We start from the raw sequence: 25,412 nt of genomic DNA on the forward strand, positions 1-25,412 counted from the left end.
TGCATATATTGATAGTAAAACAATATGGGGTATGAAAAGTGAGTAAAAAGATTAGTTTGTGCATGATTGTGAAAAATGAAGAAATAAATTTAACCCGTTGTTTAGCTAGCATAAAAGGGTTCGTAGACGAAATTATCATAGTCGACACTGGTTCAACCGATTTGACGATTAAAGTTGCTGAAGACAATGGAGCAGTTGTCATTCCCTTTTTATGGCAAGATGATTTTAGTGCAGCCCGCAATGCCTCCCTAGAGGCAGCCTCCGGCGATTGGATTCTGTTTTTGGATGCCGACGAGGCACTGGAACCGGAAAGCGGACAAATCCTCCGCCAAGTTATTGCAGGCGAAGAGGAAGGCTTCTTTATAAAAATTATCAATTTGATTGGCTCCGAGGGCAGCATAGAAAGCTCACCGGATTTAGTATTCCGCCTGTTTCGCAACAAACCGGATTATCGCTTTCGGGGAGCGATTCACGAACAAATAGTCGATGTAATCCTCGAAAAAAACGGCCAAGCCCGCTTTCAAATAGCAGAAGGCATTGTTCTTCGGCATTACGGTTATTTAAACCAGCAGATACTGGAAAAAAACAAAAAAGTCCGCAATCTGACTATTATAAAGAAAGAATTGGATAGCAACCCGGATAATCATATGCTGCGCTACCATTATGGTATAGAACTGTACCGTGCTGACCGCTTCACAGAAGCTGCTGAAGAACTGACAAAAGCAGCTAATAACACCGATCCTAAGACCGTATACTATCCCAAATTACTGCGTTATATCGCTCTGGCTCACTATAGTGCGCAAAAATATGACTGGGCGCTAGAGGCAATAACTCTGGGTCTGCAATTTTTTCCCGATTATGCCGATCTCTATTACTATGGCGGCTTGATTCAACTCGAACAACAAAATTATGCTGCTGCTTACCAATGGTTTCACCAGGCGCTGGCTATGCCGGAGCAGCCAGCCTATTATGCACCCTTTAGCGGCAGCCGTGGCTTTCGGGCTTATTATCAGGTGGGACTCTTAGCAGAAGCATTTGGTAATGAAGAGGAAGCCTTACGGTTTTACCTGCTTAGTATCCAGGATAATGCTGAATTCACAATTGCCCTATATGCAATTGTTCGCATCTTAGACCCCCGCAGCAACCCTGAATATACCAGGGAAACGATGGAAAAGCTTTGCGACTTCTGTACACCGGAAGCCCAGCGATTGATCGGCACCATTTACTTCACCGAAGGTGCCTATAGTATGGCCTATGAGTATTTGGAAAAAATCGAACCGTCCTCTTTAGATGACTATACTTCTATATTAAAAGCAATATGCCTGATACAACAAAAAAGAACTATCGAAGCAATTCGTATTCTTGATACAATCCCTCCCGGTCAGCCCCATTTCCCTCTGGCAATGCTGAATAAAATACTATGCTTCTGGTTTGAAAATAATCGCACAAAAGTACGTGCACTCTGTGAAGAATTCTTATCAATGGGCCTATCGCCCGATACTGGTGCAGTAGTCACTATGTTGAAGGATTCTCTTTATAAGCGAATCTCTAATGCTCCAGCAATCCTGCAGACTGAAGGAATTGCACTTATCAAAGACATCGTGCTGCGGTCACTGGATCTTAAAAATGTACCGCTGGCGGAAAGTCTGCTCGCCCGTCTGGATAAACACTGCCAACAGGAACACGCCTTGGATTTTGCCCGGATTTTTAGTCATTACCAGGAGTTTGATATTTCACTTACATTTACGGAAATAGCGCTGGAAGGAAATGCAGAAAGCGCCGGAGCCTGGTACCAGATGGCGGAAATATTAACAAAGCAAAACCGCCCCGAAGAAGCATGTCTTTGTTACCGGCGCACATTGTCTATCGAACCTCGGCAACCGCAATATTACGTAAAACTAATAAGACTTTATCAGGCTATGCGTCAGGATCTCTTGACTGAGGCCGCTCTGAGGTACCCAAATATGCCAATATTTAACGAGCTGCTAGGGGAGGAAAAAAGCAAATGACCGAGCGGCTTGCCTTAGTTATGATTGTCCGAAATGAGGGCGATCATCTGTCCGCCTGCCTAAACAGCGCCAAGGATGCTGTCGATGAAATTATTATCGTCGATACAGGCTCAACAGATGATACCGTATCTATTGCAAGACAGTATACACAACAGGTATATTCCTATCAATGGCGCGATGACTTTGCTGCCGCCCGCAATTTTGCACTATCTCTCACTACCTGCGAATGGGTTTTATCACTGGATGCCGATGAGGTATTGAGTAAGACCTCCAGCCTACGCTCCTTAATTACCAACAGTGCCCATACCGCTTTTCATCTGCCTCTTCATGCCTTAAAAAATGAAGATAACGTACTGGAGTATGATCGCTTTATGGTTCTCAGACTATTTCGCAGCTACTATCGCTTTCATGGCTCCATACACGAATTTATCAAAGTGGATACGCCTGCAGAGATCGGGCATGCCCAACTACCAGTCATCATTCATACGCCTGTCCAGGCACTTGAGCGGCATCACCGGAGAAACCGTAATATCCGCCTGTTAAAACATGCACTGAAGAAAAACAGTGCCGACCCCTGTCTTCATTACTATCTGGGCACAGAATGGCTGGGACTTGGACGCATTGATACCAGTATCGGCTTATTCCGGCAAGCGCTTAGCCAGCTGCCCTCTCAGCAGGAAGCATTTCGTACTGCTACTATCCGTCATCTCATTCATTGCTATAAAAACACCGGGCGACTCGACGAAGGCCTGTGCCTCTGCCTGGAAGAAAGTCAGAATTATTCCGAGTACTGCGACCTCTTCTTTGACGGCGGTGTTTTATTTGAACTAAAGGAAGAGTATGGTATTGCTCTAAAGTGGTTTCAGGCAGCGGTGCAGCTCCCTGAACCACCTCTCAGCTTTTTCCATACTGATGGCACAAACAGCTATCTTGCCTATTACCATTTAGGCTTTTGTGCCGAAAAATTAGGTTTATATAAAGAAGCCCAGCACTATTATGAGCAGGCGTTAGCAGCAAATAATGCCTATTACTATCCGTTATACCCGCTCATCCTGTTAAAACTAACACACCAGAGTGCGGAAGCTGTTCTGGATTTTCTGCGCACCTCAGGCCATTTCGCCTGCAGGGAAATAGCAGTAAGTATGGCAGAATTATTCTGGACTGCAGGTTTTCCCGATATTGCCCTGTCCTGTCTGGAAGAGTCTGCATGCGGGCTGCCTGCCTCAATTGAATTGCTTGCCAGATGTCAGTTTTATACTGGCAAAGCCGAGTGTGCCTTACTGTCATTAGATGATCTGCGTCATAATAATCACGAACCTGCTGCTGATATTGTTATTGACGAAATTTCCGCCCTTCTGTTATTAGGGCGTTTCACTGAGGCCCGGCAGCGAGTATGGGGTCTTTGGCGAAGAAAAAGCAGCCGCGATTCATTTTGGGCCGCTTTCGGCCTATATAAAAAGCTTGCTCACAATCGTCTGATTACCTTGCCTAGTCCCCTGGCTGCGGCAGCTTTGCTTGCTTTGGCAGAGCGCTGCACTCGCAATAGATCCGCCTATAACTCCCAAAAAGACTTTGCCCGGATAGTAACCACAATCACCGAATTATTACACACCAGAGCAGACTATTGGGAGCTGCTGATCAACGACCTTAACCAAAAAGAAGCTGCTCTTAAGCAGCATCTAGCCTATACGTTTTCTGCCTGCAGGGACTTACTCCGATGAGCGGCTCTTGTCAGATATCACTGTGTCTCATTGCCAGAAACGAAGAGCACTGTCTTTCCGGCTGCTTGGCCAGCGCCAGCCAGCTCGTTGACGAGATTATCCTTGTAGATACCGGTTCTGCCGATAAGACCATGACCATTGCAGCTGAATATGGAGCCCGTATTTTCCCCTTTGAATGGGCAGATGATTTTGCAGCAGCCCGCAACTATGCAATCAGCCAAGCACACGGTAAGTGGATTTTGGTATTGGATGCTGATGAAAGACTTACCCTGGTTACCCGTCCTGAGCTATTGGATTTCATCGCAGCGAATCCCGCTGAAGGATATTATTTCAACATAACCAGTTTTATTGATCTGAATGGACAAATTACACGAGACCAGGTAGTTCGTTTATTTAAAAACAACTCCTGCTACCGCTTCACAGGAGCTATTCACGAACAGGTTGTCGGCTCTATTCTCAGTAAAGAACCGCCTGGCCGCTTGCTCGTTTCTCCTTTCACTATCGAACATTACGGCTATCTGCCGTCAGAATTGGCAGCTAAATGTAAATTCAGGCGTAATACTGATTTACTTGTCAAGGCGCTGCTCAACAGTCCTCAAGATGCCTTTCTTCACTATTCACTGGCCATTGAATACCTGCAGAATAGGGATTTTGACCAAGCAGGAGAAAGCTTAGAAAAAGTGCTTCCTCTGTTAACCGGTACCGAAGGCTATTTGCCGCAGCTGCTAGGAGCTCTATTACTGGTGAAATTGTCGCAACCCCATAATCAGCAAGCTGAGCACCTGTTTAAAAACGCAATTCATGTTCTGCCCGATAACGGTGATTTTTACTGCCTGTTCGGTATGTGGTTAATGCAAAGAGCACGGTATGAAGAAGCCATTGCCATACTAGAACCGGCCCTGAAAAAAAGCAGAGAACTAACAGCCGGCAGCAGCCTGACTGCTATGCTGGGAGACGCTTGTTATCTTGCCGGCCGCCAGCGGTGCTCTATTCATTACTTTTTAACGGCTATTACAGAAACACCACAGGAAATATATTCCAGGATACGGCTATTCATGATAGCAGCCGGCGAAAACTCATCCTGTATCTGGGAAGATATTTATGACGGGTTATTGCCATATCCGCTTACTCTCGCTGCACCAAGTCAGCCAGTTATTCAGTTTGCACTGGCCACAGCCTGTATTTCGCTAGAACTTCTACAATGTTGCAAGACAAAAGACCCTGCAAAATTAACAATAGCTTGCAGCTTGTTCCTTCAATTACAGCCCTTGGCTGCCTCTATGCTTCCTGCGAACAAAGAGCTGGTGTCCCTGCTAATGCTCAGCACCGAAGTGCTGCTGCTGCAAGGCGAATTCATTGTATTTTGCGGTAATCAGGCAGCTCAACACAGCCTTGAAGTCGGTATTCTCCACCAACTGCGTTTAATAGCAGCTGTTATCAGCCAGTCAGTTCCCGCAAACCCTGTACATTTTTGGGAGGAGGTGTTTATCGGTGAAGCAAGTCATGATCGCCAGCCCGATTAAACAAAAACCAGCCATACTAAACGAATTTCTTGCATGTCTGGCGGCTTTAGACAAAACAGACCTGCATATAGATTATGTTTTTATTGATGATCATGAAGATCCTAGTCCTGCCTTGCAGGAATTTGCCCATACGGTTCCCTGTGTCACGATTCTGCGAGGCAATGCAAAATCTCAGCTCTATCACTGCACGGAGCAAACGCACTGCTGGCAGGAAGATATTGTATGGAAAGTAGCAGCTTATAAAGATTATTTTATCGGGCTGGCTCGTGAAAAAGCTGTGGATTTTCTGTTTTTAGTTGACTCAGATTTAGCACTGCACCCCCAAACAATAACACACCTTGTAGGCCTGAATAAGAAAATTGTATCAGAAGTTTATTGGACAAAATGGGAACAGAACTTTCCTCCCTTACCGCAGGTATGGGCTGGCGGGCAATATCGGCTTCATGAGGTAACATCAGAAAAGACTCTAAGTCCCGAACAAATTGCTCTCGGACAGCAGATTTTTTTAAGCAAACTGCATTGTCCTGGCGTGTACAAAGTTGGAGGTCTCGGCGCCTGTACCCTGATAAGCAAAACTGCTCTTGATTCGGGCATCTCTTTTAGTAAGGTTTATAACCTGGATCTTACCGGCGAGGACCGTCACTTTTGTGTAAGAGCTGCCGTATTGGGATTGGAACTATATGCCGATACCTGCTATCCGCCTTATCACATATACCGCGAGTCGGAGCTATCAGGCCTTAACGCTCATAAAATTAAATATGATTATTCATCAGTCAAACCAAAACCTCGCCTGACACTGGCAATGGTAGTACGAAATGAAGAAGGCCGCTTCTTGGAAAAAGTTCTCCTTCATGCTGCTAACTATATTGATCAGGCCGTTATCCTGGATGACGCGAGCGATGATGAAACAGTAAACCTGTGCAAGCGCAGCTTGTCAACAGTGCCGCACCAAATTGTCGTTAACAGCGAGCCCGGCTTTCATAATGAAATTACTTTGCGTAAACAGCTATGGAACCTGGCAGCAGCCACCCGGCCGGACTGGATATTAGTGCTGGATGCTGATGAAATATTTGACGACGAAATTATTTCGGCATTGCCTCATTTACTGGCTAATCCTGAAGCTGACAGTTATTCCTTCCGGCTCTATGATATGTGGAATGAGACTTGTTACCGGGAAGACGTATTTTGGCAAGCTCACAATTATTACCGTCCTTTTTTACTGAGATACCGGGAAGGACAGGAGCAGTCCTGGCAGGAAACACCGCTGCACTGCGGCAGGCTGCCGCTCAATACCGGTGATCGCAAAGAAGTCTGCTGCCAGGTACGGGTAAAGCATTGGGGCTGGTCCCGTCCTGCAGACAGACTAAATAAATATTACCGGTATAAAAAACTTGACCCCCATGGTACCTACGGAATCAAAGAGCAGTATCTCTCTATTCTTGATCCCAAGCCTAATTTAGTGCGGTGGCAAGCAGAAACGGCAGAGGAAAAGACGGGAGAGCAGCGAAAGACTCCTCTATGAGTATTGTACAACAACGAGGAGGGATTGTTCTTGGCAACTATACAAACTACCTACAAGGGCGGCTTGCGTACGGAAGCCGTGCATACCCAGTCAGGCAGTGCTTTAATTACCGATGCACCTATCGATAACCATGGGCGGGGGGAAGCCTTTTCTCCTACTGATCTATTAGCTGCTTCTTATGGCAGCTGCGTATTGACCATTATGGGCCTCGCTGCCCAGACACACGGCTTCAATATCGATGGAGCAAAAGTAGTCACAACCAAAGTAATGGGTACGAACCCGCGGCGTATCGTGGAATTAATTGCTGAATTTATCCTGCCCCCTAATTCCTATACTGCCAAAGAACGGAAAATCATTGAGCTTACTGCCAAAGAATGTCCTGTGTATAACAGCCTCCATCCGGATATGAAAAAAACAATTACCTTCAGCTATTCAGAAATGACCTGATGAATAACAAAATCCACCTGGTGCACACCGCACCAGGTGGATTTTTATTGATCAGCAGCAATTGCAAGCTTCTTGTTCATTCTTGTGAGTCTCGTCAGCAGTAATCCGCTCTTTGTCAACAATCGCGACAACAAAGAAAGTAATCAGACAAACCAGCCACTCCATATAAATCGGATGGGCGAAAACCTGTACCTGCGGAAAAGCCTGCCATACAAATAAGGTTACTATACCGGCCAGCGTAGTATAAAAAGCTGAATTTCGCCGGCAGAGCCCAGGAGCAAACATCGTAAACAAGAATACCAAGGTAAAAGCCGTTGTCAGACTTAACCCGATCAGCATCGTCTTCACAATCCCTACAGCATTAAAGGCAAACCATAGTGTTACAGCCCCGAGGCCCAATATGGCGTAACGGTTTACTAAGGTATACTGCCTATCGCTGATACCGGGGTTAAGAAAGCGCTTGTAAATATCCTGTGAAAAGAGTGTTCCCGCAGCCAATAGAATATGACAAGCTGTAGCAACATCAGCTGCCCAAAGCGCAGCCAGTGTCAATCCGGATATTACAGGATCAAGTCCCATAATCATTTGCGGCAATGCAAGTGTTGCTTTCATCTCGGGATGTGCCGCCCGCGCAGCCACCCCCATAATAGCACAGGAAAAACCAACCGGGAACATAAGCAAGGCTCCCCACAGAAACCCTTTTTTCGCAGCAGCTTTATCAACTGCCGCACAGGCCACTTGCACTGGCCCTTGAGCGGTAATCGTCTGGGTCATCATTACAGCAAACCAGCCAACAATAGTTGCCAGACCAAGACCCCCTACGGGACCAAACCAGTCAACATTGGAGGGCAAGGAAGCAGCGATGGCGTTAATGCCGCCTTGATCATTGACAATGGTAATGGTGCTGATTAACACACCTACATAAATAAGCGTCACACTGAGAATATTAGAAATCCCTGACGACCATAAGCCGCCAAGTATAGTAGTGCCAATAAATACAATTGCACTGATTACCATGCCGCCTTGAAAGGAAAAGATATCAGGCAGCAGAGACGACAATATTGCTCCACCAGCAATGTATTGAAGGGAGGTAATTACCAGTTGAATAGTAATCATACCTAGTACAGCAATTGCCCGCCCTTTTTTATCATAATAACGTTCAAACAATTCCGGTATGGTTGTGCAATTCAACTCCCGGTATTTACCTGCCGCTACGAGTGCCATTACAACAGCACCTGCCGCCCAGGCAACATTATACCAGCCTGCAGCAATGCCAAACTGAAAAGCATTTTCGGCAACACCAATAGTCGATGCAGCTCCGATAGCCGTACCGGCAATATTAGCTGCCACCAGAGTTGTAGTCAGCTTACGGCCTGCAAATAAAAAGCCGCTGCTGCTCTCTGCCCGTCGTTTTACATAAATACTAATACCAAACAGAATACAAATATACACAATAATAATGACTAACTGAATACTCAAAATAACCATCCTACCTTTCTACACTCTCTTTACTTGTAAAAAACATAAACTTCCACTACATGCACTACCACATTACAATATTACATGATAATAATAGCAGTGAAATAGCGAATGTGTCAATTACTTTCAAAAATTAGGCACCTCATCGTAAATTATGCATTAAGGAAGGAGTGCTTCTCTAAACTTACCAAATATAATGGCAAAAGGTGTCTCAAAATGCTAAGCCATTTTGAGACACCTTTTCTCTATTCACAGCTATTGCAATCTCCCGCTGCTATAAGCTTTCTGCCAGAAGAGGGACGCTTGGGTACCGAATAAGCTGCAGGCTTACTTCTTATTTGCCTCAAATGTGTAATATACTCTGGGGGTAGACCTTGCTCTTCTGCACCTTGCAGCAAAATATTCATATATTCCGTACCGGGAAGTTCGGGTTTACCCAATCGGGCCTTCAGAAAAACCATTGCTTGCCTAGCAGATCCGTCAGCAGCAATTACTTCCACGGGACAGTGAAAATAGGCTCCTGAGCCATCTACCCTGGCATCCTCATGAGAATCTAGTTCTTCCCATTCACTCTCACTTAAGACATAAAGTACACCCCACACCTGGGACTGAGGGTCAGGAATGATTGTCTCCATTGCTCCATCCCACACAACAGTATGCTCATAAAAACCAATTTTGTAGCCTGATAAACGGGCAATGCCAGCTACTTGAGCCTTTAAGCACTTCTGACGCATTTGCATCAAATTAAGATTAAAGCCATAGGCAAAATACAAAGGTGCCAAAGCGGTTTGTTTCATAACATGCATCTACCCCTTTACAATTCATTTGAGTTTAAACATACCGCACTGCAATAATTGTAACATATTTAAGTAAAAAATAAGTTGTTTCTGAAATTAAATTGCAATAACGTTTACACAGTCCTTTGTATAAAAACAATCATACACTATGGCCTCTATTAAAGAACATAGTGTATGATCTATTAAACCTTAAATTTAGCTACTGATTCTTGTAATTCACCTGCCAGCTTTGCCAAACTATGGCTTGATGAAGCGATCTCCTGCATAGATGCGGACTGCTCTTCGGTAGCAGCTGATACCATCTCCGATTCGGCAGCATTTTCTTTACTTACCTTATCAATTTCTTGAATGGAAGCGACTAGTGTCTTATTACCCGCAGCCATTTTATTCATTGCATTAGAAATTTCTTTAATCTGAATAGTAAGTTGAAAAATAGACTCAACAATTTTGGTGAAAACTTTACCGGTATCATTTACCGTCTCAACACCGGTTTTAATCCCCTCTGCACCAGCTTGCGTAGCAATGACGGCTTGCTCCATATTAATTTGATTATGTTTAATGAGTGTACCGATTTGTTGAGCGGCTTGATTTGATTGTTCTGCCAGTTTTCTAACCTCTTCGGCTACAACAGCAAAACCGCGGCCATGTTCACCAGCCCGAGCTGCTTCTATCGCAGCATTTAGTGCAAGTAAGTTTGTCTGACCTGCTATGGTAGAAATCAGATTGACGATTTCATTAATCTCATTTGATCCTTGAGATAATTCAGCAATTGCAGTCTGGATTTGTATAGAGCCTTTTCCAATTTTGTTCATTTGCTCAATAGTCTGATTTACCGCCAAACGCCCTTGCTGAGCTTCTTGTGAAGTGCTTTCGGCAATCTCCGATACTTCGAGTGCCGTTGCTGAAATCTGCCCAGTCTGTTTAGCTAATTCGTCCGCCACTTGGGTCAGGTAGTCGGCAGCAGCAGCCTGCCTGACAGAGCCAGCGGCGATTTCGGTAATTGAACCTGCCACTTGGTTAGCAGCTTGCGCCGATTGCTGCGCACTTGCTGTTAATTCTTCACTAGAAGCAGCTAACTGTTGAGACTGGGATAATACACTTGTTACAAGCATGCGTAAATTAGTACGCATATCCCGGAATCCATGAGCGAGCTGACCAATTTCATCCTGAGAGGTAACGGCAAAATTACGTTCTTGAAGGTCTCCTTCTGTTAAAAGCATACATTCATCACGAATTACCGCAATCGGTTTTGCAAACTTCTTGCTCATAAAAATAACAAAAACGCTAGCAATGACAACACATACTAAAGATATGATAAGCATAGTCCACATCAATGTCGATGTCTCCCGCTCAGCTTCAACGGCTGGTGCCGTTACCATCATAACCCATCGTTGCCCACCTGGTATATTAATAGGCGTAAAAACAGCAACCCGTTTTATGCCATCCACAAAAGTATACTGCCCTCGCACTTGTTTCTCTTGTTCCGCACTTATTTTAAAACACTCCACCAAGCGGTCATCCAGTTCAGCAGCTGCCAACTTCAGCTCAGGGTTAACTTTCTTCTCTTTCAGATTTAATTTTCCAATAAGTTCAGGCGCCCGGGGATGGGCAAGGATCAGACCAGAGTCATCAGCAACAAGTCCATACCCTGTCTCCAAAAACTTTACTTCTTTAACTATTTCTGTTAAGAGCTCCAAGGGAAAGGGTCCCGTCACTACGCCTGTTACTCGTCCGTTATTCATGACAGGAACGGCAATATTCACTGACACTTTACCCGTACCTTGAGAAATTAACATTTCTGAGACAACCGGCTTGCTAGTAGCAAGCACCTGCTTAAAATAATCCCGATCACCGAGCTGTCCGGTAGAACCGTCAAATCGAACTGCCGATCCGTCTAGTGAGATAAATACTACCGTCCCTAGCTTATCAAGCCGTTTTTTCCCCTCTGCCAACGCCGCAATAATTGCCTGCTTATCGCTGCCTTCGCGAATACGTTCAAGAGCTGCTAATCCTTCCAACCGAACGACAATATCATTTATTTCATAATTAATTTGCTTCGCATAATCTTTTCCCACGGACATTGCTACTTCGTTAACACTCTTAGTCAATGCTTGTTGTGATATGTAATAACTGACCCCCGACAAAACAAAAAAAGAAACGATGAAGAACGTTAAAAAGCTAACTAGAAGCTTTGCCCGAATGCTTGTCAATTGCATGAGTTATAACCTCCATTAGTTTGATTATCCTTGCTGCACTTTAGCTATTATTGGGTGAGGTGCTAGTCGCCAATAAAAGGGCTACTTTATTACAAACATACATTTTTCAACATTTTATTGCATTTTTTTACATTTTTTGCTTCAATTCTTATTAAATCATAGTAAATGCAAAAAAGATACTTTTATTTCGAATTTTCTTATAAATAGGGCTAAGTACCTAAGAATACAGGCAAAATCCTACATAAAGAAGACCCGCTATTGTAGTATAAATACTACAATAGCGGGTCTAAGCAACGTCTGACATCCCTTATTTCACAATAATCTCTGAAAAATGAATAATGGTAACAGTATCTTCCATATAAATCTTCCGTTCATAGACAGTTTCAAATATACGAATTAGCTCTTCCACTGTTGCAATTTCCGGATTTTGATGTTGAAGCTCAGGAGTAGTCAAATCGGCAAATCGCTTAACAATGGTCCTATCAATAAATGCTTCAAAGATTTTCCGCTTTGGGCTGTATTTATTGCCAAAAGTAATCCAGACAATTGAATTCTCAGGGTAGGTTTCCCGTATATCACCTAGGCGAATAGTCGCACTCTTCTGGCGGGAAACTAATAACTTTTCATTATGAGCCGAGAAAAAGTTAAGCGCCAGCATAGCAGTCCTCCTTTCACACAGGAGCAAGCAGCAGAGGTTCGTGAATAAAGACTCCTGTATTTATCTCCGGGGTAGTTTTCATTTAAAAAACACTGATTTAAATACTTCTGTTATGATTTTGGCATATAGACTAACTGTTTCCAGCCCATCCCGCAAATCATCAACTGTATCGGTCAAATCGCTCTGCAGAACACCAACAGCATTGCCGGTCTGATCAACGGCGCGTTTAAGACTTACTGCAAGTTCGCTCACATTAACCAACGTCTTCGGCAGTAAGGTCAGCGTCTCAGAAATATCACTATTATGGATATGTACAATCTCTTTTATATATACCAGCAATCCGAGCAAGCGGTGCAAGACAGCGATTAAGTAAACTCCGCCGATAATGATAACCGTAAATAAGAAGAACAACCCTAAATCATACAATGAAATATACAAACTTTTCCCCTTCTTTGCCATCAAATTTGTTAAATGAGCGGCCGAACATTGCTGCCCGACCGCTCATTGTTTATCTCTAAAGATCTTATAGCTTTACATTTTCAGTTGCTTTACCTGTTTCAGTTGCACAAAACTCGGCCTTCATTTCTGCTTTTTTGTCTTGCAGCTTTGCTTTGGCTTCTTCAATTTTCTCCTGGGCCTTTTCAACGAACTCTTTTGCTTTTTCCGGTAATTCTCTTGCAGTTACCGCAATATCTTCTCGAGTCTCTTTACCTGACTTAGGCGCTAACAGGACACCGGCGGCCGCTCCGACGGTCACCCCGATGGCAGCACCAATTGCAGTGTTTTTTATTGTCTTTACACGAGCTTTTTTTTCACGGTTTTTTTTACCTTTTTCAATGAGATCAAGAATGGACATATCTGCCACCTCCAGTAAAATTTACCATTTTGTTAATGATAATTATTTTCGACAAATATTGAAAAACTCCTTGTCCAATTTACAATTTTTCTTATTTTTCTTGTAAAAAACAAAGACCGCCAAAGCGGTCTCAGTTTGTTGTAAAACCTCGTTCCCAGGCCGTTGAGAAAGTCCCAGATGCTAGGAAGGCCGAGGAAGCGAGCGAAGACAGTACAGCTTGGGTACGACGAGCGAGCTCCCGCAGGCCTGACAACGCAGATGGGGCTTTATCGACGGCCTGAGACCGCCAAAGCGGTCTATATGATATCCTGCTGCAATCGCCACATCTGATAGAATAAGCCCTCCATTATCAAAAGCTGCTCAAACGTACCTTGCTCAACAATCTGCCCCTGATCAAGCACTATGATCTCATCCATCAGTTGGAGTCCGGTCAGTGTGTGCGTAACCAAAATCGTAGTACGGCCTTTCATCAGGTCAGCAATAACCGCCATCACTTCCTGTGCGGTAACAGCATCAAGTCCGACTGTCGGCTCGTCCAAAATCAAAATCGGAGCATTTTTGAGTAAGGCGCGCGCAATCGATAGGCGCTGACGCTGCCCACCGCTGATTGCCTTACCATTATTGCCTGCCAGGCTTTCATAGCCTTGAGGAAGAGCATGAATAAATTCATGGATCGCGGCATACTGAGCCGCTGCTATCACTTCCTCCTGAACAGCTTCAGGTCTGGCCAAACGAATATTATCGGCAATAGAAGCATGAAACAGGTGCGTCTGCTGACTGACAACAGCGAAATACCGCCGTACAACCTCAGCCGGATACTCCCGCAGTTCGTGCCCCCCTAGCTGAATGCTTCCATTCTTATAATCCCAGAACCGCAGCAGCAGCGAGGTCAGCGTAGTCTTACCCGCACCATTTGCACCGACAATAGCCAATCGTTTACCGGCAGGCAGTGAAATGGAAATATCACGAAGTGCAGGCCGTACTTCGCCGGGATAAGTAAAATCGACATGTGAAAAGGATAGTGCAAAGCTGTCTGGTACCGGTACAGCCGTACTGCTGTCGTGTACAGCCGGCTCACTCCCGGCCAATGCAAACAGCCTTTGAGCCGCTGCTATGCTTTCTGCCAGGTAATAAGCTGCTAAAGGCAGCGGTTGAATGGCTTCAAAACTGGCTTGGATTGCCAGCAGCAGAACTGCCAGGTAGATGCTTTCCAGCCTCCCGGCGGCAACCAGCGGTGCAGTTAGCACCAAGGCTCCCCAGACTGTACTATTCATAATCAAGCTGTTTAAACTCTCCGTCAGAGCCCCAACCATTGCTGTCTTACTTTTCCAATGATTTAATTCACGTTCAATAGCGGCCACCTGCTCTTGCTGCCGCTTGATTTGGCGGAAAGCCGCCAGCTCTGCTATTCCCTCCAGTGTATCGACTACTACTGCTTTCAGCTTGGCTCGCCCTGCTAATAGTGCCGGACTGCTGGCTTTGCCGGACTGACGAACGCAATAAGGAACAACCACTCCAGCCAGAACAAAAGCAGCCACCAGCAGAAGGCTAAGTACCGGCGCAAAGCAGGACAGCCACCAGGCCATGGCGAGAAGAATAACAAGTGCTGCAAGCGGTGGCCCAAGTACCCGCAAGTAAAAATATTGCAATGTATCAATATCTGCCGTCAGACGGCTAAGCAAATCACCGCTTTTGTAGTGTCCAAGCCGTGCGGGAGCAAGCGGTTCCAGGCAGGAGTAAAACCAAACCCGTAACGATGCCAGTATTTGAAAGGTGGCACTATGTGCAATATAGCGCTCTGCATAGCGAAATACTGCCCGGCTGATGCCAAAAAAACGAACACCCGTTATGGCTACAGCCAGTGCAGCCAGCGGAGGATGCAAAGCGGCACTTGCAATCAGCAGCGCTGAAGTTGCCAAAAGGCCAATATTAGCAGTTACCGTCAATATTGTACACAATAGCGCCAATCCCATCGACGGAGCAGCAGGTGCTACTAGCTTTAGCAATTTTTTGATTATCATTGGACACCCCGGAAGGCTGTTACCAGGCGGGAATACACCCCGTCCCGCTTTATCAGCTCATCATGTTTACCTATTTCAGCTACTTGTCCTTGTTCCAGCACAATAATCCGGTCAGCCCGGGATATCGTACTCAAGCGGTGAGCAATAATAATGACCGTTCTACCCTGGAACAGTTTTTCGAGTGCTATGCTGATCACATTCTCACTATAAGGATCAAGACTGGCTGTGGCCTCATCAAGCAGTATGAGAGGAGCATCAAGCAAAAAGGCTCTGGCAATGGCCAGACGCTGACGCTCGCCGCCCGACAAACTGCGCCCCCCTTCGCCTACTATCGTTTGGTAGCCTTGCGGCAATTGTTCAATAAATGCATGAGCTCCCGCTTGCTTAGCCGCTTCAGCTACAGCTTCCCGGCTGTAGCTGCCGCCAAAGGCAATATTGTCTGCTATTGTGCCGGAAAAAAGATGTGGTGCTTGCGGTACATAAGCCACGTGCCGCAGCCAATCCTCACAGCTTAGCTCGTCAAGCAGCCGGTCATTGATCTTAATCGCTCCCGCATTAGGGCGGATAAAGCGCAGCAGCAAGTTTGCAATGGTCGTTTTTCCTGCTCCGCTTTCACCAACCACTGCTACCCGTTCACCAGATCGAATTGCAAATTCTAGTCCCTTCAGCGCCCATTCTCCACTTGTCTGATAGGAATAAGACACGCTGTCAAAAGAGAGGCTAATACTGCTTTGCCGGGGAAACGGTTCTTGAGGCCCCCCCGCAGACAATACAGGGATAGCCAATATGCGATAGATCTGTTCCGCCGCCGCTGCTCCGGCCATCCCGGCATGAAAATGAGTCCCCAATAATCTAAGCGGCAAATAATATTCTGGAGCCAGCAGCAAAACAAAAAACGCCTGCGTAAAGACAAGATCGCCAAACAATAGCTTAAGACCTACCGTGACAGCTACCAATGCCGTACTGATCGTTGCAATCAGCTCCAGCGCAAGCGCAGATAAAAATGCTACCCTCAGAACCTGCAGCGTTGTATCCCGGAAGTCATCAGACATACGGGCAATAACAGCGGCTTGCTCTTTGCTGCGGCCAAATACTTTCAGTGTAGTAAGCCCCTGCAAAACGTCGAGAAAGTGACTACTTAAATAAGACAGCTTCTCCCATTGCTTTTTATTCAGTTTTTCTGCCGCTTTGCCAATTAACACCATAAAAAACGGAATAAGCGGCGCTGTAAGCAAAAGTAAAAGCGCCGCTATCATATCCTGATAAAATACAAACAACAAAATGAAGAGAGGGATTAGCGCTGATGTAATGATTTGGGGCAGATAACGGGCAAAATAAGGCTCAAGATTTTCAATGCCCTCAGTAAGTAAGTTAACCATGCTGCCGCTTGGCTGCCTGCTTACCATCACCGGCCCTAAGGCCAGCAAATGCTGCAGCAGCCGCTGGCGCAACTCTGTCTGAATAGTGAGCGCCAGACGGTGTGCCAGTATATCACCCCACCAGACGACAATTGACCGGCAAAGGATAACCGCTGCCAGTATTGCCAGCCAGTTTGTTATGGCCGATACCGCCGCCCCTTCCAAGAATACAGCATTTATACTCAAAGCAAGATAATAGGCCTGAAGCACTGTCAGCAAGCCGCCGCAGCTGTTAACAGCTGTTATAAGTGCTAACAGGCGGCTCTTGCTGATTGCCTCGGCCAATAATTGTTTATGCAGCATAATAACTCCCGGCAGCCTCTAATATTCAAGATGTTTGGCTGTTACCCGCTTGCGAAAAATCCAATATGTCCAGCCTTGATATACCAGCACTACAGGTACAAATATAAACGCTGCAATACTCATTAACTGTAGCGTATAAGGCGAAGATGCAGCATTCATAATTGTTAGATCCCAGGCCGTATTCAGACTGGATACCATTAAGCGAGGGAAAAGCCCCCAGAAAAAGGCTACAGTAGTCAAAACAACTGTCAGACTGCTGAAAACAAACCCCCAGCCGACCCGCTTCAGCTTAGTCAGAATATAAGACGTGACAAAAGCTGCTATTGCTCCCCAAAGGCTGATACCCGCTCCAGTGCTGGCAAAAAGATCCGTATTTGTGTAAGTAAGACCAACCAGCGCCAGACAGACAACAGCTGTCAGCATTCCGACCCTGAGAGCGGTCTTTCTGGCCCTTTCAGCCAATTCACCGGCAATCTTAAGAGACAGGTACAGCGCACCATGAAAAGTAAAGACCAGAAAAAACGCGATGCCTCCTGTCAGCGTGTACGGGCTGAGCAAATCAAAGAAAGATCCCACATAAATCATATTAGCATTAATGGGAACACCCTTTATTAAATTGCACACCGTAACGCCCCATAAAATGGCTGGCACGGCACTGCCGAAGAAAATACACCAATCCCAGGCATTGCGCCAAGCCGGATGCTCATCTTTGCTGCGGAATTCAAAAGCTACCCCTCTGAGAATCAACGCCACAAGCATAAGAAACAAGGCCAGATAAAAGCCGCTGAACAGCGTGGCATATACATGAGGAAAAGCGGCGAATAAGGCGCCTCCTGCTGTAATCATCCATACTTCATTACCATCCCATACTGGGCCAATAGTATTAATAATCATCCGCCGCTCAGTATCGGTGCGGCCAAGAAAGCGCAGCAATATACCAACACCATAATCAAAGCCTTCCAGAAAAAAGAAGCCAATAAACAGAACAGTTACAAGGATAAACCACAATACGGTTAACTCCATAATGTCGCCCCCTTTGCCACACCAATCTCCGTTGGCCGTTGATCGGCCACTCCTTTTACAATTACTTTTTTAGCAAGATATACTGCTGCCGCTGCTATACCAGCATAAACAAGAGTAAACCCGACCATAGTAGTCCATATCTCGGCAGCTGTTACGTTCGGCGAGACTCCCTGGTAAGTTGTCTGGAGCCCGACTACCAGCCAGGGTTGACGTCCAGCCTCCGCCATATACCAGCCGGTTGCATTAGCTATATAGGAAACAGGCAGCGTCCAAAAAAGTGCTTTCAGTACAAGCGTATTGCCGGTCAATTGATTCCGCCTTACCAGCCACCAGCTTAGCAGACCAATTCCAATCATCCACATACCAGAAATAACCATCAGCCGAAAACTCCAGAATATCGGAGTGACCGGAGGAATGTAATCGCCGGGGCCATATTTTTGGACCATTTGCTGCTGCAAATCTTTTATCCCCTGAATCTTCCCCTGAAAAGAATCATAAACCAGGAAAGAAAGTGCACCGGGTACAGCCAGCTCCATTGCATTACTTTGCTTTTCTTCATTAATGGCTGCAAACAAAGAAAAAGGAGCAGAGTTAGATGTCTCCCACAGCGCTTCCGCAGCGGCCAGCTTCATGGGCTGAACTTTAGCAATGTATCGCGCTTGTAAATGTCCTACACCGGCTACTAAAACAGCACCAATCACCATTAAGGCAACACCGGACTTCAGGGACATATGAAAGAAGTCGACTTGATTTTTCCGCAGCAGCTGCCAGGCACTAATGGCCGCAATAAATGCTCCGGCTGTAGTAAGTCCCGCTAAAACGACATGGGGAAATTGATGAACCACATATCCATTTGTTAGCAGCGCACCAAAATCAGTCATTTCAGCACGGCCATTACGAAGAGCAAAGCCTACAGGATGCTGCATAAAGGAGTTAGCCACTAAAATCCAAAACGCAGATAGATTAGTGCCGAAAGCAACCAGGCAGGCAGCTGTTGCATGCAGCTTTGGAGACAGGCGGTCCCAGCCAAATATCCAGACACCGATAAATGTCGATTCCAGGAAAAAGGCTGTTAATGCTTCCAGAGCCAGGGGGGCACCAAAGATGTCGCCCATAAAACGGGAGTATTCTGACCAGTTCATGCCGAAATGAAATTCCTGGACAATACCAGTAACTACACCCATTGCAAAATTGATTAAAAAAAGCTTACCCCAGAATTGAGCCATCTTCTTATACATTTCATTGCCGGTGCGTACATATATAACTTCCATAATTGCAATAAAGACTGTCAACCCTAAAGTGAGCGGCACAAACAACCAATGATAAGTCGACGTCAGGCCAAACTGCCAGCGCGCTAAAAAGGCTTCACCCATTTGTGTTTTCCCTCCTCATAGTCTTTTAGTACCTTGTCAGATCTAATCCTACCGTTTTAGAACTGACAAGGTATTACCTAAATTAACCGATTACTGTGCACAGCTGGTAACTCCCCCTTTTTTCAAAGCTAGTTCGGCAAAATTTATATTGCCCAATGACATTACCAATTGCTCCTGAACTTTGGCTAAGGCATGATGGACGGGGCATTCGTGCACACAAAAATTGGTGCATGCATCCCGTTCAACCAGGCAGCGGTGTACAGCTACCTGACCTTCAATCGCCTCAATTACTGCGAGCAGCGTAATGCGGGCTGACTTTTGCGCTAAAGCAAAACCGCCGTCTACGCCACGATATGATTTTATGATCCCGGCGGCTGTTAATGACCGCATAATTTTCAATAAAAACCGCTGAGGAACATTCTCTTTTTCCGCCAGCGTCTGGCCATTGACGATTACTCCATGCGGCAGGCAGGATAAATGAAGTACTACCCGAAACGCATAATCAGTAGCTTGATTAAATTGCAACGCCGGCATCCTCCTTCATTAGAAACTATACTATAATGGTATAGTTTTATTTTAATTTTAGCACTGCCTTTTTTCACTGTCAACGCTTTCCAGTCTAAAATACAGGAATACTCAGAAAATTTAAACGGTAAAAATAAGTGTCAGCGGAACCTCCCCCGCCGACACTTATTTTTACCGTTTAAAATGATAGGGCAAAGTGGAAACAACCACGTTTTCCCGTAAAATTAACAACGTTCTGAGTATCCATCCCGTCTGATTATGCAAAAAACGGTGCCACCATTTTTTTGTCTCAAATTCGGGAATGACAATTGTAATATAATCATAAATCGACTTATGCATTTCCAGTTCACTCACATATCCCAACACGGGCTGAACGATAGACCGGTAAGGTGAATACACCACATGCATTTCAATTCCGAGGTTAAAATTGTGCCATTTTTCCTCGAATTTTATCCGTTCCTGTTCATCCGTATAAATGTGCAGGGCAATTACATCGCCTCCCATTGACTGCGCATAACGGAGAGATTCTGCCAACACCCTGGTGATGCCGGAGACAGGCACAATAATCAGGCTTTTTACCGGACCGGCAGCAAGATGTTCGGAAAAGTCCTCAGGTGACAGATATAACTGTTCAGCCGTATTCAGGTAATGTTGATGAATTTTTTTAAAGGTATAAATCATTGCCGGTATAAAAACCATAACCAGCCAAGCTCCATGAAAGAATTTCGTGACCCCGATGATGATAACAACAATCCCGGTTATACAGGCACCAAAGCCATTTATGGCTGTTCGGGAAATCCAGCCTTTCTCCCGCTCTTTCGTCCACTTGATAACCAGGCTTGCCTGGGCAATTGTAAACGACAGAAAAACCCCGATGGCATACAGCGAAATTAAGTGCTCGACGTTTCCATGGAACACAATAATCAGCGCACCGGCAATCAGGCTGAGCAGCAGAATGCCATTGGAATATCCCAGCCGTTCTCCCTTCGCCCCCAGATAGCGGGGTACATAAGAATCCCTTGCCATAATCGATAGAAGCGGCGGTAACCCATTATAGGAAGTATTGGCGGCTAGATAAAGGATAAGCATCGTGGTGATCTGGATGTAGTAGTACCCCCAGCCCCGCCCAAAGACATGCTCTGCAAGCAGTGACAGCATTGTGACATTTTCCCGTGGCAGCAAATGATAATGCATAAACAAAAAGGAAATTCCGAGAATCATTATGCCTAGCAGTGCCGACATGAGATATGTCGTTTTGATGGCATTCGATACCTCTGGCTTGCGAAACATGGGTACACCATTGGAAATTGCCTCCACACCGGTCATAGAGCTGCAGCCATTGGCAAAAGCCCGCAAGGCCAAAATGATAACAGCCCAGTCTGCCTGCTGTTTAACCAGGGACTGAGGAGCAAGTAACGGAGCCTCTCCGGTTAGCGCATTGTATATCCCGGTGCCAATCATCGATACGATGCCGGCAATAAAAAAGTAGGTAGGCCAAACAAAAATGTTGGATGATTCACGAATTCCCCGCAAGTTAACTAGCATTAAGATACCGAAGAGAATGAGTAAATCAATTGTAATTTCTTTACCGATAAGCGCAGGAAACGCGGAAATCAAGGCCTGCGTTCCCGAAGAAATACTAACAGCAACCGTCAGCACATAATCGGCAAACAGCGCGGCTCCCGCAATTAGCGCCCAGCGCTCACCTAAATTTTGCATCGCAATGGAATAAGACCCTCCACCGCCGGGATTCGCCCGGGCAACCTGGGCATAGGACAGGGTAACAACAGCCAAAAGAGCGACTACCGCAATAGAGGCATAGCCAAAATAGCCATAGACCAACAGGCCCGAATATACTAAAGTGACGACAATTTGTTCCGGTCCATAGCCAATTGAAGATAGCGCATCGGAAGAAAAAATCGATAGCGCTTTCCACTTAGGCAGCCGCTCTCCTGCTGCCTCTTCCGTTCGTAAGGGTCTGCCGATTAGAAAGCGATGAATATGACCAAACATGCTCTAACACCTGCTGTTTATTCGCCGTAAGCAACTGACTTAACGGTGATATTTTTGTACTAATTCTGTCAAAGGGGCTATCAGGTTGGCAGCGTAATCGGAACTGCAGCGCCAACGCCAATTTTGGCCGCCGACCGTTCCTGGAAAATTCATGCGCGCCGAAGCATCCAGCGCAAGTAGATCCTGCATGGGAATAATAACTGTTTTGGCCCGTGACTGATAAGCCAATTCGATCATTCGCCAGCATAACTCTTCATTAGTTGGCAATCCGGTTAACCCTAAATATTTGTGTACACAACTTTGGTTATCGCTATTAGCTGCCTCTTCTTCCCGGTACCAGCCCACAGTAGTATTATTGTCATGCGTCCCGGTATATAAAACGGTGTTATACTCGATTCCGAGCGGCTGGTACTGTCCATCCAACCCACAGGTAAAAGAAAAATGCAGTACCTGCATGCCCGGAAAAGAAAAGGCGTTCTTTAAATCAATTACCTGCTGGGTAATTATCCCCAAATCCTCTGCGATAATGTTTACCGTCCCCAGGTATTTTTCAAGCGCAGAAAAGAATGCTGCTCCAGGGCCTTTGACCCAGCGGCCATTAACAGCTGTTTTTTCTTCTGCTCCAATCTCCCAATACGACTCAAAACCGCGAAAATGATCGAGCCGGATCACATCAACCTGATGAAGCAGACAGGCAAATCGTTCCCGCCACCAGCGGTAATCGTCTTGTTCCATTACATTCCAGCGGAAGAGAGGATTACCCCAAAGCTGCCCTGTCTCGGAAAAATAATCGGGGGGAACACCGGCCACCACAAGGGGATTGCCGTCCTCTCCCAGTTCAAAGAGCCGTTGGTTGGACCAGACATCACTCGAGTTATGAGCAACAAAGATCGGCATATCACCGACTATCTGAATGCCTTTTTTGTTTGCATATTGTTTCACAGCCTGCCATTGCCGGTAAAACACATATTGCAAGAAGCAATGAAAGTCAACCTCTTCGAATAGAAACTCCCCATACCGGGCCATAGCAGCTTCTTCCCTGCTTGCCAGGGCAGGGTCCCATTCATTCCAGGGCAAGCCCCCATAATGCCTGCTAGCTGCCATGAATAGTGCATAATCAGGCAGCCACCCCTTATTCTCCAGGCAGAATTCCCGGTACGCAGCTGGTTCAGCCTGCCCCCTGAAAGCAGCAAATGCCTGACGAAACAAGGCCTCTTTTTCGGTCTTCACTTTTTCATAGTCAACAGAATGAGCACTGCTGTCAGCAAATGAAGCAGCCAGCTCAGCAACAGCCGGAGCGGTCAGCAAACCTTCGATAAGCAGCTGCTCAGGCGATAGTAACAGCCAGTTGCCTGCAAAGGCAGATAATGCCGCATATGGTGAGTCCCCGAAGCCAACAGGAGTGAGCGGCAGTATTTGCCACAGCCTCTGTCCTGCTGCACCAAGAAAATCAATAAACCGGTATGCTTCAGGACCAAAGTCCCCAATACCATATGCAGATGGCAATGAAGTAGGATGAAGCAGCACTCCGCTGGTCTTATCACCAGTATATAGTTTTTCAAGGAAAACCTTACTGCCGTACGGTGGAAGTTCTACGGAGCAGATGCCGTCACCCACCGCTACTTCAGCTTCATCATTCATCATATCATAAAGCATGCGGCTCCGGGCCCACCGACTAATGTCAACGGCAGCCATGACAGGATGATCACTGCGGTTAATCAGCACCAGCGCTGAATTATCATCCCGTTCCTGCTGAAAAACATCTCTATTTCCGGATATTACCCGCATATAAGCCAGCACATCATCCTGCACCGCAAGGGGAATCCAGTCACCGGTACGCAATACAGCATGGGCATTGCGCAATTTGGTTAACTGACAAACCCACGTGAGCAGTTCGCGGTCTTCTCTTCCCCAGGGAAAGGCACGCCGGTTTAGCGGATCAGCGTAGCCTTCCAGACCTGCTTCATCACCATAATAAATAGAAGGTACGCCGGGAAATGTCATTTGCCATAATACTGCCGCTTTTAGACGGGCTGATGCCTTTTTGTATTGACTGGGCGTAAGCCGTTTTGCGGCCTGCTGGGCCGTAGTCAGCGGCACCCCAAACTCTTCATCTCCCAGCAGTGTTACTATACGTGGTACATCATGGCTGCCAATCAAATTCATCAACGAATAAAAATGATGCTTAGGATAATTCTCCCGCAGTGACAGCAGGGCCTGCCAGGTATCGCCAGCCGTCTTATTGCCCAGTAGAAAATCAAGTACAATCCTGCGGAAAGGGTAGTTCATGACTGAGTCCAGCTCCCGCCCCAGCAAATAAGGCCTAAGCTTTCCATAGCTTTCTTTGCGGGAAGCATCCTCCCATACTTCACCGATCAGGATCGCTTCCGGATCAAGCTGTTTTAGCTTCCGGCGAAAATTCATAATAAACGCATCAGGCAATTCATCAGCTACATCCAGCCGCCACCCTTTTGCGCCGAGTACGGACCACTGCTCAACTACGCTTCCCTTATCCTCAATAATAAACTGTTGATAGGAGGAATCCAGTTCTTCCACATTTGGTAATGTCTCAATCCCCCACCAGCTTTCATAATCATCAGGCCACCGCTTAAACCGGTACCAGCTGTAATAAGGAGAATTGGTAGATTGGTAAGCACCCACAGCGGGATAAGCACCACTCCGGTTAAAATAAATGCTGTCACTGCCGGTATGACTGAAAACACCGTCAAGAATAACGGCAATTCCTGCCTCTGCGGCCTTGGCACACAGAACCCGGAACAGTTCATTGTCACCAAATTGAGCATCCACAGTTTTATAATCTGCCGTATCGTATTTATGATTACTAGGTGCCTGAAATATGGGGTTGAAATAAATGACACCAATCCCTAATTGCTGCAAATACGGTAATTTCTCAATGACGCCTGCTAAATTTCCGCCAAAAAAGTCATAGGACAAAATACTGCCGGTCTGCATATCACGCACATAAACGGGATTGTTATCCCAGTGCGTATGGAGAACACTACCCTTAGGTGTATGTTCTACCCTCTTATCAGCGTTTCCATTCGCAAAACGATCAACAAAAATCTGATAGATAATTGTATCTTTAAACCAGGCCGGTGTGGACAGGCCTTGCTCATAGACGGTAATTTGATAGGATGGCGGAACATCGAGGCTTATCTGCCCTATACCGCCAAGCTGTTCTTGATTATTTCCATAAAACCATACACGATCAGAACCTTCAACAATAAAATAATACCATATCCATCCCGGCTGTTCAGGTGCCGTAACTGTTGCCTGATAATACAGGTTGCCGTTTTTCACAACAGTCGCAGTCATCGGTATCTTCTCTTCATGATCATTATGCCATAGGCGCAGTGTCACCTGGACAGGCTGACTGCCCGCCGCCACAGCTAACGCTATTACTACTGCACTATGACAAGAAACAGCCCCAAAGGGGCTGCGAAAATCTGGCAACTGTGAATTATGGATGAGCCAATCCTGTTTCATA

Annotated in this window: 18 protein-coding genes; 5 read left to right on the forward strand and 13 right to left on the reverse strand. The window is 46.0% G+C overall.

Features of this window, described 5'->3' with window-relative positions; genetic code table 11:
- Positions 1-38 precede the first annotated feature (38 nt).
- From RTR76_RS08685 to RTR76_RS08705, 5 genes are read left to right on the forward strand one after another with little or no spacing between them, the layout of a single operon-like run.
- Positions 39-2,009, forward strand: a complete 1,971-nt coding sequence (locus tag RTR76_RS08685; protein ID WP_312519302.1) for a glycosyltransferase — start codon at positions 39-41, stop codon at positions 2,007-2,009.
- Complete coding sequence (locus RTR76_RS08690; RefSeq protein WP_312519305.1) at positions 2,006-3,730, forward strand: glycosyltransferase; 1,725 nt, start codon at positions 2,006-2,008, stop codon at positions 3,728-3,730. Before RTR76_RS08685 ends, RTR76_RS08690 begins: the two co-directional genes overlap by 4 nt.
- Positions 3,727-5,253, forward strand: a complete 1,527-nt coding sequence (locus RTR76_RS08695) for a glycosyltransferase (RefSeq protein WP_312519308.1) — start codon at positions 3,727-3,729, stop codon at positions 5,251-5,253. Before RTR76_RS08690 ends, RTR76_RS08695 begins: the two co-directional genes overlap by 4 nt.
- On the forward strand, positions 5,222-6,775 hold the full coding sequence (locus RTR76_RS08700) for a glycosyltransferase (RefSeq protein ID WP_312519311.1): 1,554 nt from the start codon (positions 5,222-5,224) through the stop codon (positions 6,773-6,775). The genes RTR76_RS08695 and RTR76_RS08700 overlap by 32 nt, the downstream gene beginning before the upstream one ends.
- 30 nt (positions 6,776-6,805) lie before the next feature.
- Entirely contained in the window at positions 6,806-7,222 is a 417-nt protein-coding gene (locus RTR76_RS08705; RefSeq protein ID WP_312519313.1) for an OsmC family protein, read from the forward strand.
- 51 nt (positions 7,223-7,273) lie between these two features.
- Here the strand turns inward: RTR76_RS08705 and RTR76_RS08710 are convergent, their stop codons facing one another.
- From RTR76_RS08710 to malQ, 13 genes are all read right to left on the reverse strand, one after another.
- Positions 7,274-8,701: a sodium:solute symporter family protein gene (locus tag RTR76_RS08710; RefSeq protein ID WP_312519315.1), complete on the reverse strand. Its 1,428-nt coding sequence runs from the start codon at positions 8,699-8,701 to the stop codon at positions 7,274-7,276.
- A gap of 245 nt (positions 8,702-8,946) precedes the next feature.
- A complete protein-coding gene (locus RTR76_RS08715; RefSeq protein WP_312519318.1) occupies positions 8,947-9,498 on the reverse strand; it encodes a gamma-glutamylcyclotransferase family protein in 552 nt (183 codons plus the stop codon).
- Positions 9,499-9,680: 182 nt separating this feature from the next.
- Positions 9,681-11,714, reverse strand: a complete 2,034-nt coding sequence (locus RTR76_RS08720) for a methyl-accepting chemotaxis protein (RefSeq protein ID WP_312519321.1) — start codon at positions 11,712-11,714, stop codon at positions 9,681-9,683.
- A 307-nt stretch (positions 11,715-12,021) separates the two neighbouring features.
- Positions 12,022-12,372 carry an ASCH domain-containing protein gene (locus RTR76_RS08725; protein ID WP_312519323.1) on the reverse strand — a complete coding sequence of 117 codons (351 nt, stop codon included), beginning with the start codon at positions 12,370-12,372 and terminating at the stop codon, positions 12,022-12,024.
- Between the two features lie 78 nt (positions 12,373-12,450).
- Positions 12,451-12,810: a hypothetical protein gene (locus RTR76_RS08730; RefSeq protein WP_312519326.1), complete on the reverse strand. Its 360-nt coding sequence runs from the start codon at positions 12,808-12,810 to the stop codon at positions 12,451-12,453.
- An 85-nt stretch (positions 12,811-12,895) separates the two neighbouring features.
- Positions 12,896-13,228 carry a YtxH domain-containing protein gene (locus RTR76_RS08735; protein ID WP_312519329.1) on the reverse strand — a complete coding sequence of 111 codons (333 nt, stop codon included), beginning with the start codon at positions 13,226-13,228 and terminating at the stop codon, positions 12,896-12,898.
- A gap of 296 nt (positions 13,229-13,524) precedes the next feature.
- Positions 13,525-15,249: a thiol reductant ABC exporter subunit CydC gene (cydC, locus tag RTR76_RS08740; protein WP_312519332.1), complete on the reverse strand. Its 1,725-nt coding sequence runs from the start codon at positions 15,247-15,249 to the stop codon at positions 13,525-13,527.
- The gene (cydD, locus tag RTR76_RS08745; protein WP_312519335.1) at positions 15,246-16,970 is read right to left on the reverse strand and encodes a thiol reductant ABC exporter subunit CydD; all 1,725 of its coding nucleotides are present in this window, start codon (positions 16,968-16,970) and stop codon (positions 15,246-15,248) included. The genes cydC and cydD overlap by 4 nt, the downstream gene beginning before the upstream one ends.
- 18 nt (positions 16,971-16,988) lie before the next feature.
- Positions 16,989-17,993 carry a cytochrome d ubiquinol oxidase subunit II gene (cydB, locus tag RTR76_RS08750; RefSeq protein ID WP_312519338.1) on the reverse strand — a complete coding sequence of 335 codons (1,005 nt, stop codon included), beginning with the start codon at positions 17,991-17,993 and terminating at the stop codon, positions 16,989-16,991.
- Complete coding sequence (locus RTR76_RS08755) at positions 17,984-19,366, reverse strand: cytochrome ubiquinol oxidase subunit I (protein WP_312519341.1); 1,383 nt, start codon at positions 19,364-19,366, stop codon at positions 17,984-17,986. The genes cydB and RTR76_RS08755 overlap by 10 nt, the downstream gene beginning before the upstream one ends.
- 90 nt (positions 19,367-19,456) lie before the next feature.
- The gene (locus tag RTR76_RS08760) at positions 19,457-19,891 is read right to left on the reverse strand and encodes an Rrf2 family transcriptional regulator (protein ID WP_312519343.1); all 435 of its coding nucleotides are present in this window, start codon (positions 19,889-19,891) and stop codon (positions 19,457-19,459) included.
- A 171-nt stretch (positions 19,892-20,062) separates the two neighbouring features.
- Positions 20,063-21,904: an APC family permease gene (locus RTR76_RS08765; RefSeq protein ID WP_312519345.1), complete on the reverse strand. Its 1,842-nt coding sequence runs from the start codon at positions 21,902-21,904 to the stop codon at positions 20,063-20,065.
- Between the two features lie 39 nt (positions 21,905-21,943).
- Entirely contained in the window at positions 21,944-25,411 is a 3,468-nt protein-coding gene (malQ, locus tag RTR76_RS08770) for a 4-alpha-glucanotransferase (protein ID WP_312519348.1), read from the reverse strand.
- Between the last annotated feature and the right edge of the window lies 1 nt (position 25,412).

The sequence above is a fragment of the Anaerospora sp. genome (assembly GCF_032013335.1).
Classification (GTDB): Bacteria; Bacillota; Negativicutes; order Sporomusales; family DSM-15969; genus Anaerospora.

What these genes read in the sequence shown, in the direction of transcription:
- RTR76_RS08690 (WP_312519305.1), top strand. Translation starts at nt 2,006, where the DNA reads ATGACCGAGCGGCTTGCCTTAGTTATGATTGTCCGAAATGAGGGCGAT.
- RTR76_RS08695 (WP_312519308.1), top strand. Translation starts at nt 3,727, where the DNA reads ATGAGCGGCTCTTGTCAGATATCACTGTGTCTCATTGCCAGAAACGAA.
- RTR76_RS08715 (WP_312519318.1), bottom strand. Translation starts at nt 9,498, where the DNA reads ATGAAACAAACCGCTTTGGCACCTTTGTATTTTGCCTATGGCTTTAAT.
- RTR76_RS08720 (WP_312519321.1), bottom strand. Translation starts at nt 11,714, where the DNA reads ATGCAATTGACAAGCATTCGGGCAAAGCTTCTAGTTAGCTTTTTAACG.
- RTR76_RS08725 (WP_312519323.1), bottom strand. Translation starts at nt 12,372, where the DNA reads ATGCTGGCGCTTAACTTTTTCTCGGCTCATAATGAAAAGTTATTAGTT.
- RTR76_RS08735 (WP_312519329.1), bottom strand. Translation starts at nt 13,228, where the DNA reads ATGTCCATTCTTGATCTCATTGAAAAAGGTAAAAAAAACCGTGAAAAA.
- cydC (WP_312519332.1), bottom strand. Translation starts at nt 15,249, where the DNA reads ATGATAATCAAAAAATTGCTAAAGCTAGTAGCACCTGCTGCTCCGTCG.
- cydD (WP_312519335.1), bottom strand. Translation starts at nt 16,970, where the DNA reads ATGCTGCATAAACAATTATTGGCCGAGGCAATCAGCAAGAGCCGCCTG.
- cydB (WP_312519338.1), bottom strand. Translation starts at nt 17,993, where the DNA reads ATGGAGTTAACCGTATTGTGGTTTATCCTTGTAACTGTTCTGTTTATT.
- RTR76_RS08755 (WP_312519341.1), bottom strand. Translation starts at nt 19,366, where the DNA reads ATGGGTGAAGCCTTTTTAGCGCGCTGGCAGTTTGGCCTGACGTCGACT.
- RTR76_RS08765 (WP_312519345.1), bottom strand. Translation starts at nt 21,904, where the DNA reads ATGTTTGGTCATATTCATCGCTTTCTAATCGGCAGACCCTTACGAACG.
- malQ (WP_312519348.1), bottom strand. Translation starts at nt 25,411, where the DNA reads ATGAAACAGGATTGGCTCATCCATAATTCACAGTTGCCAGATTTTCGC.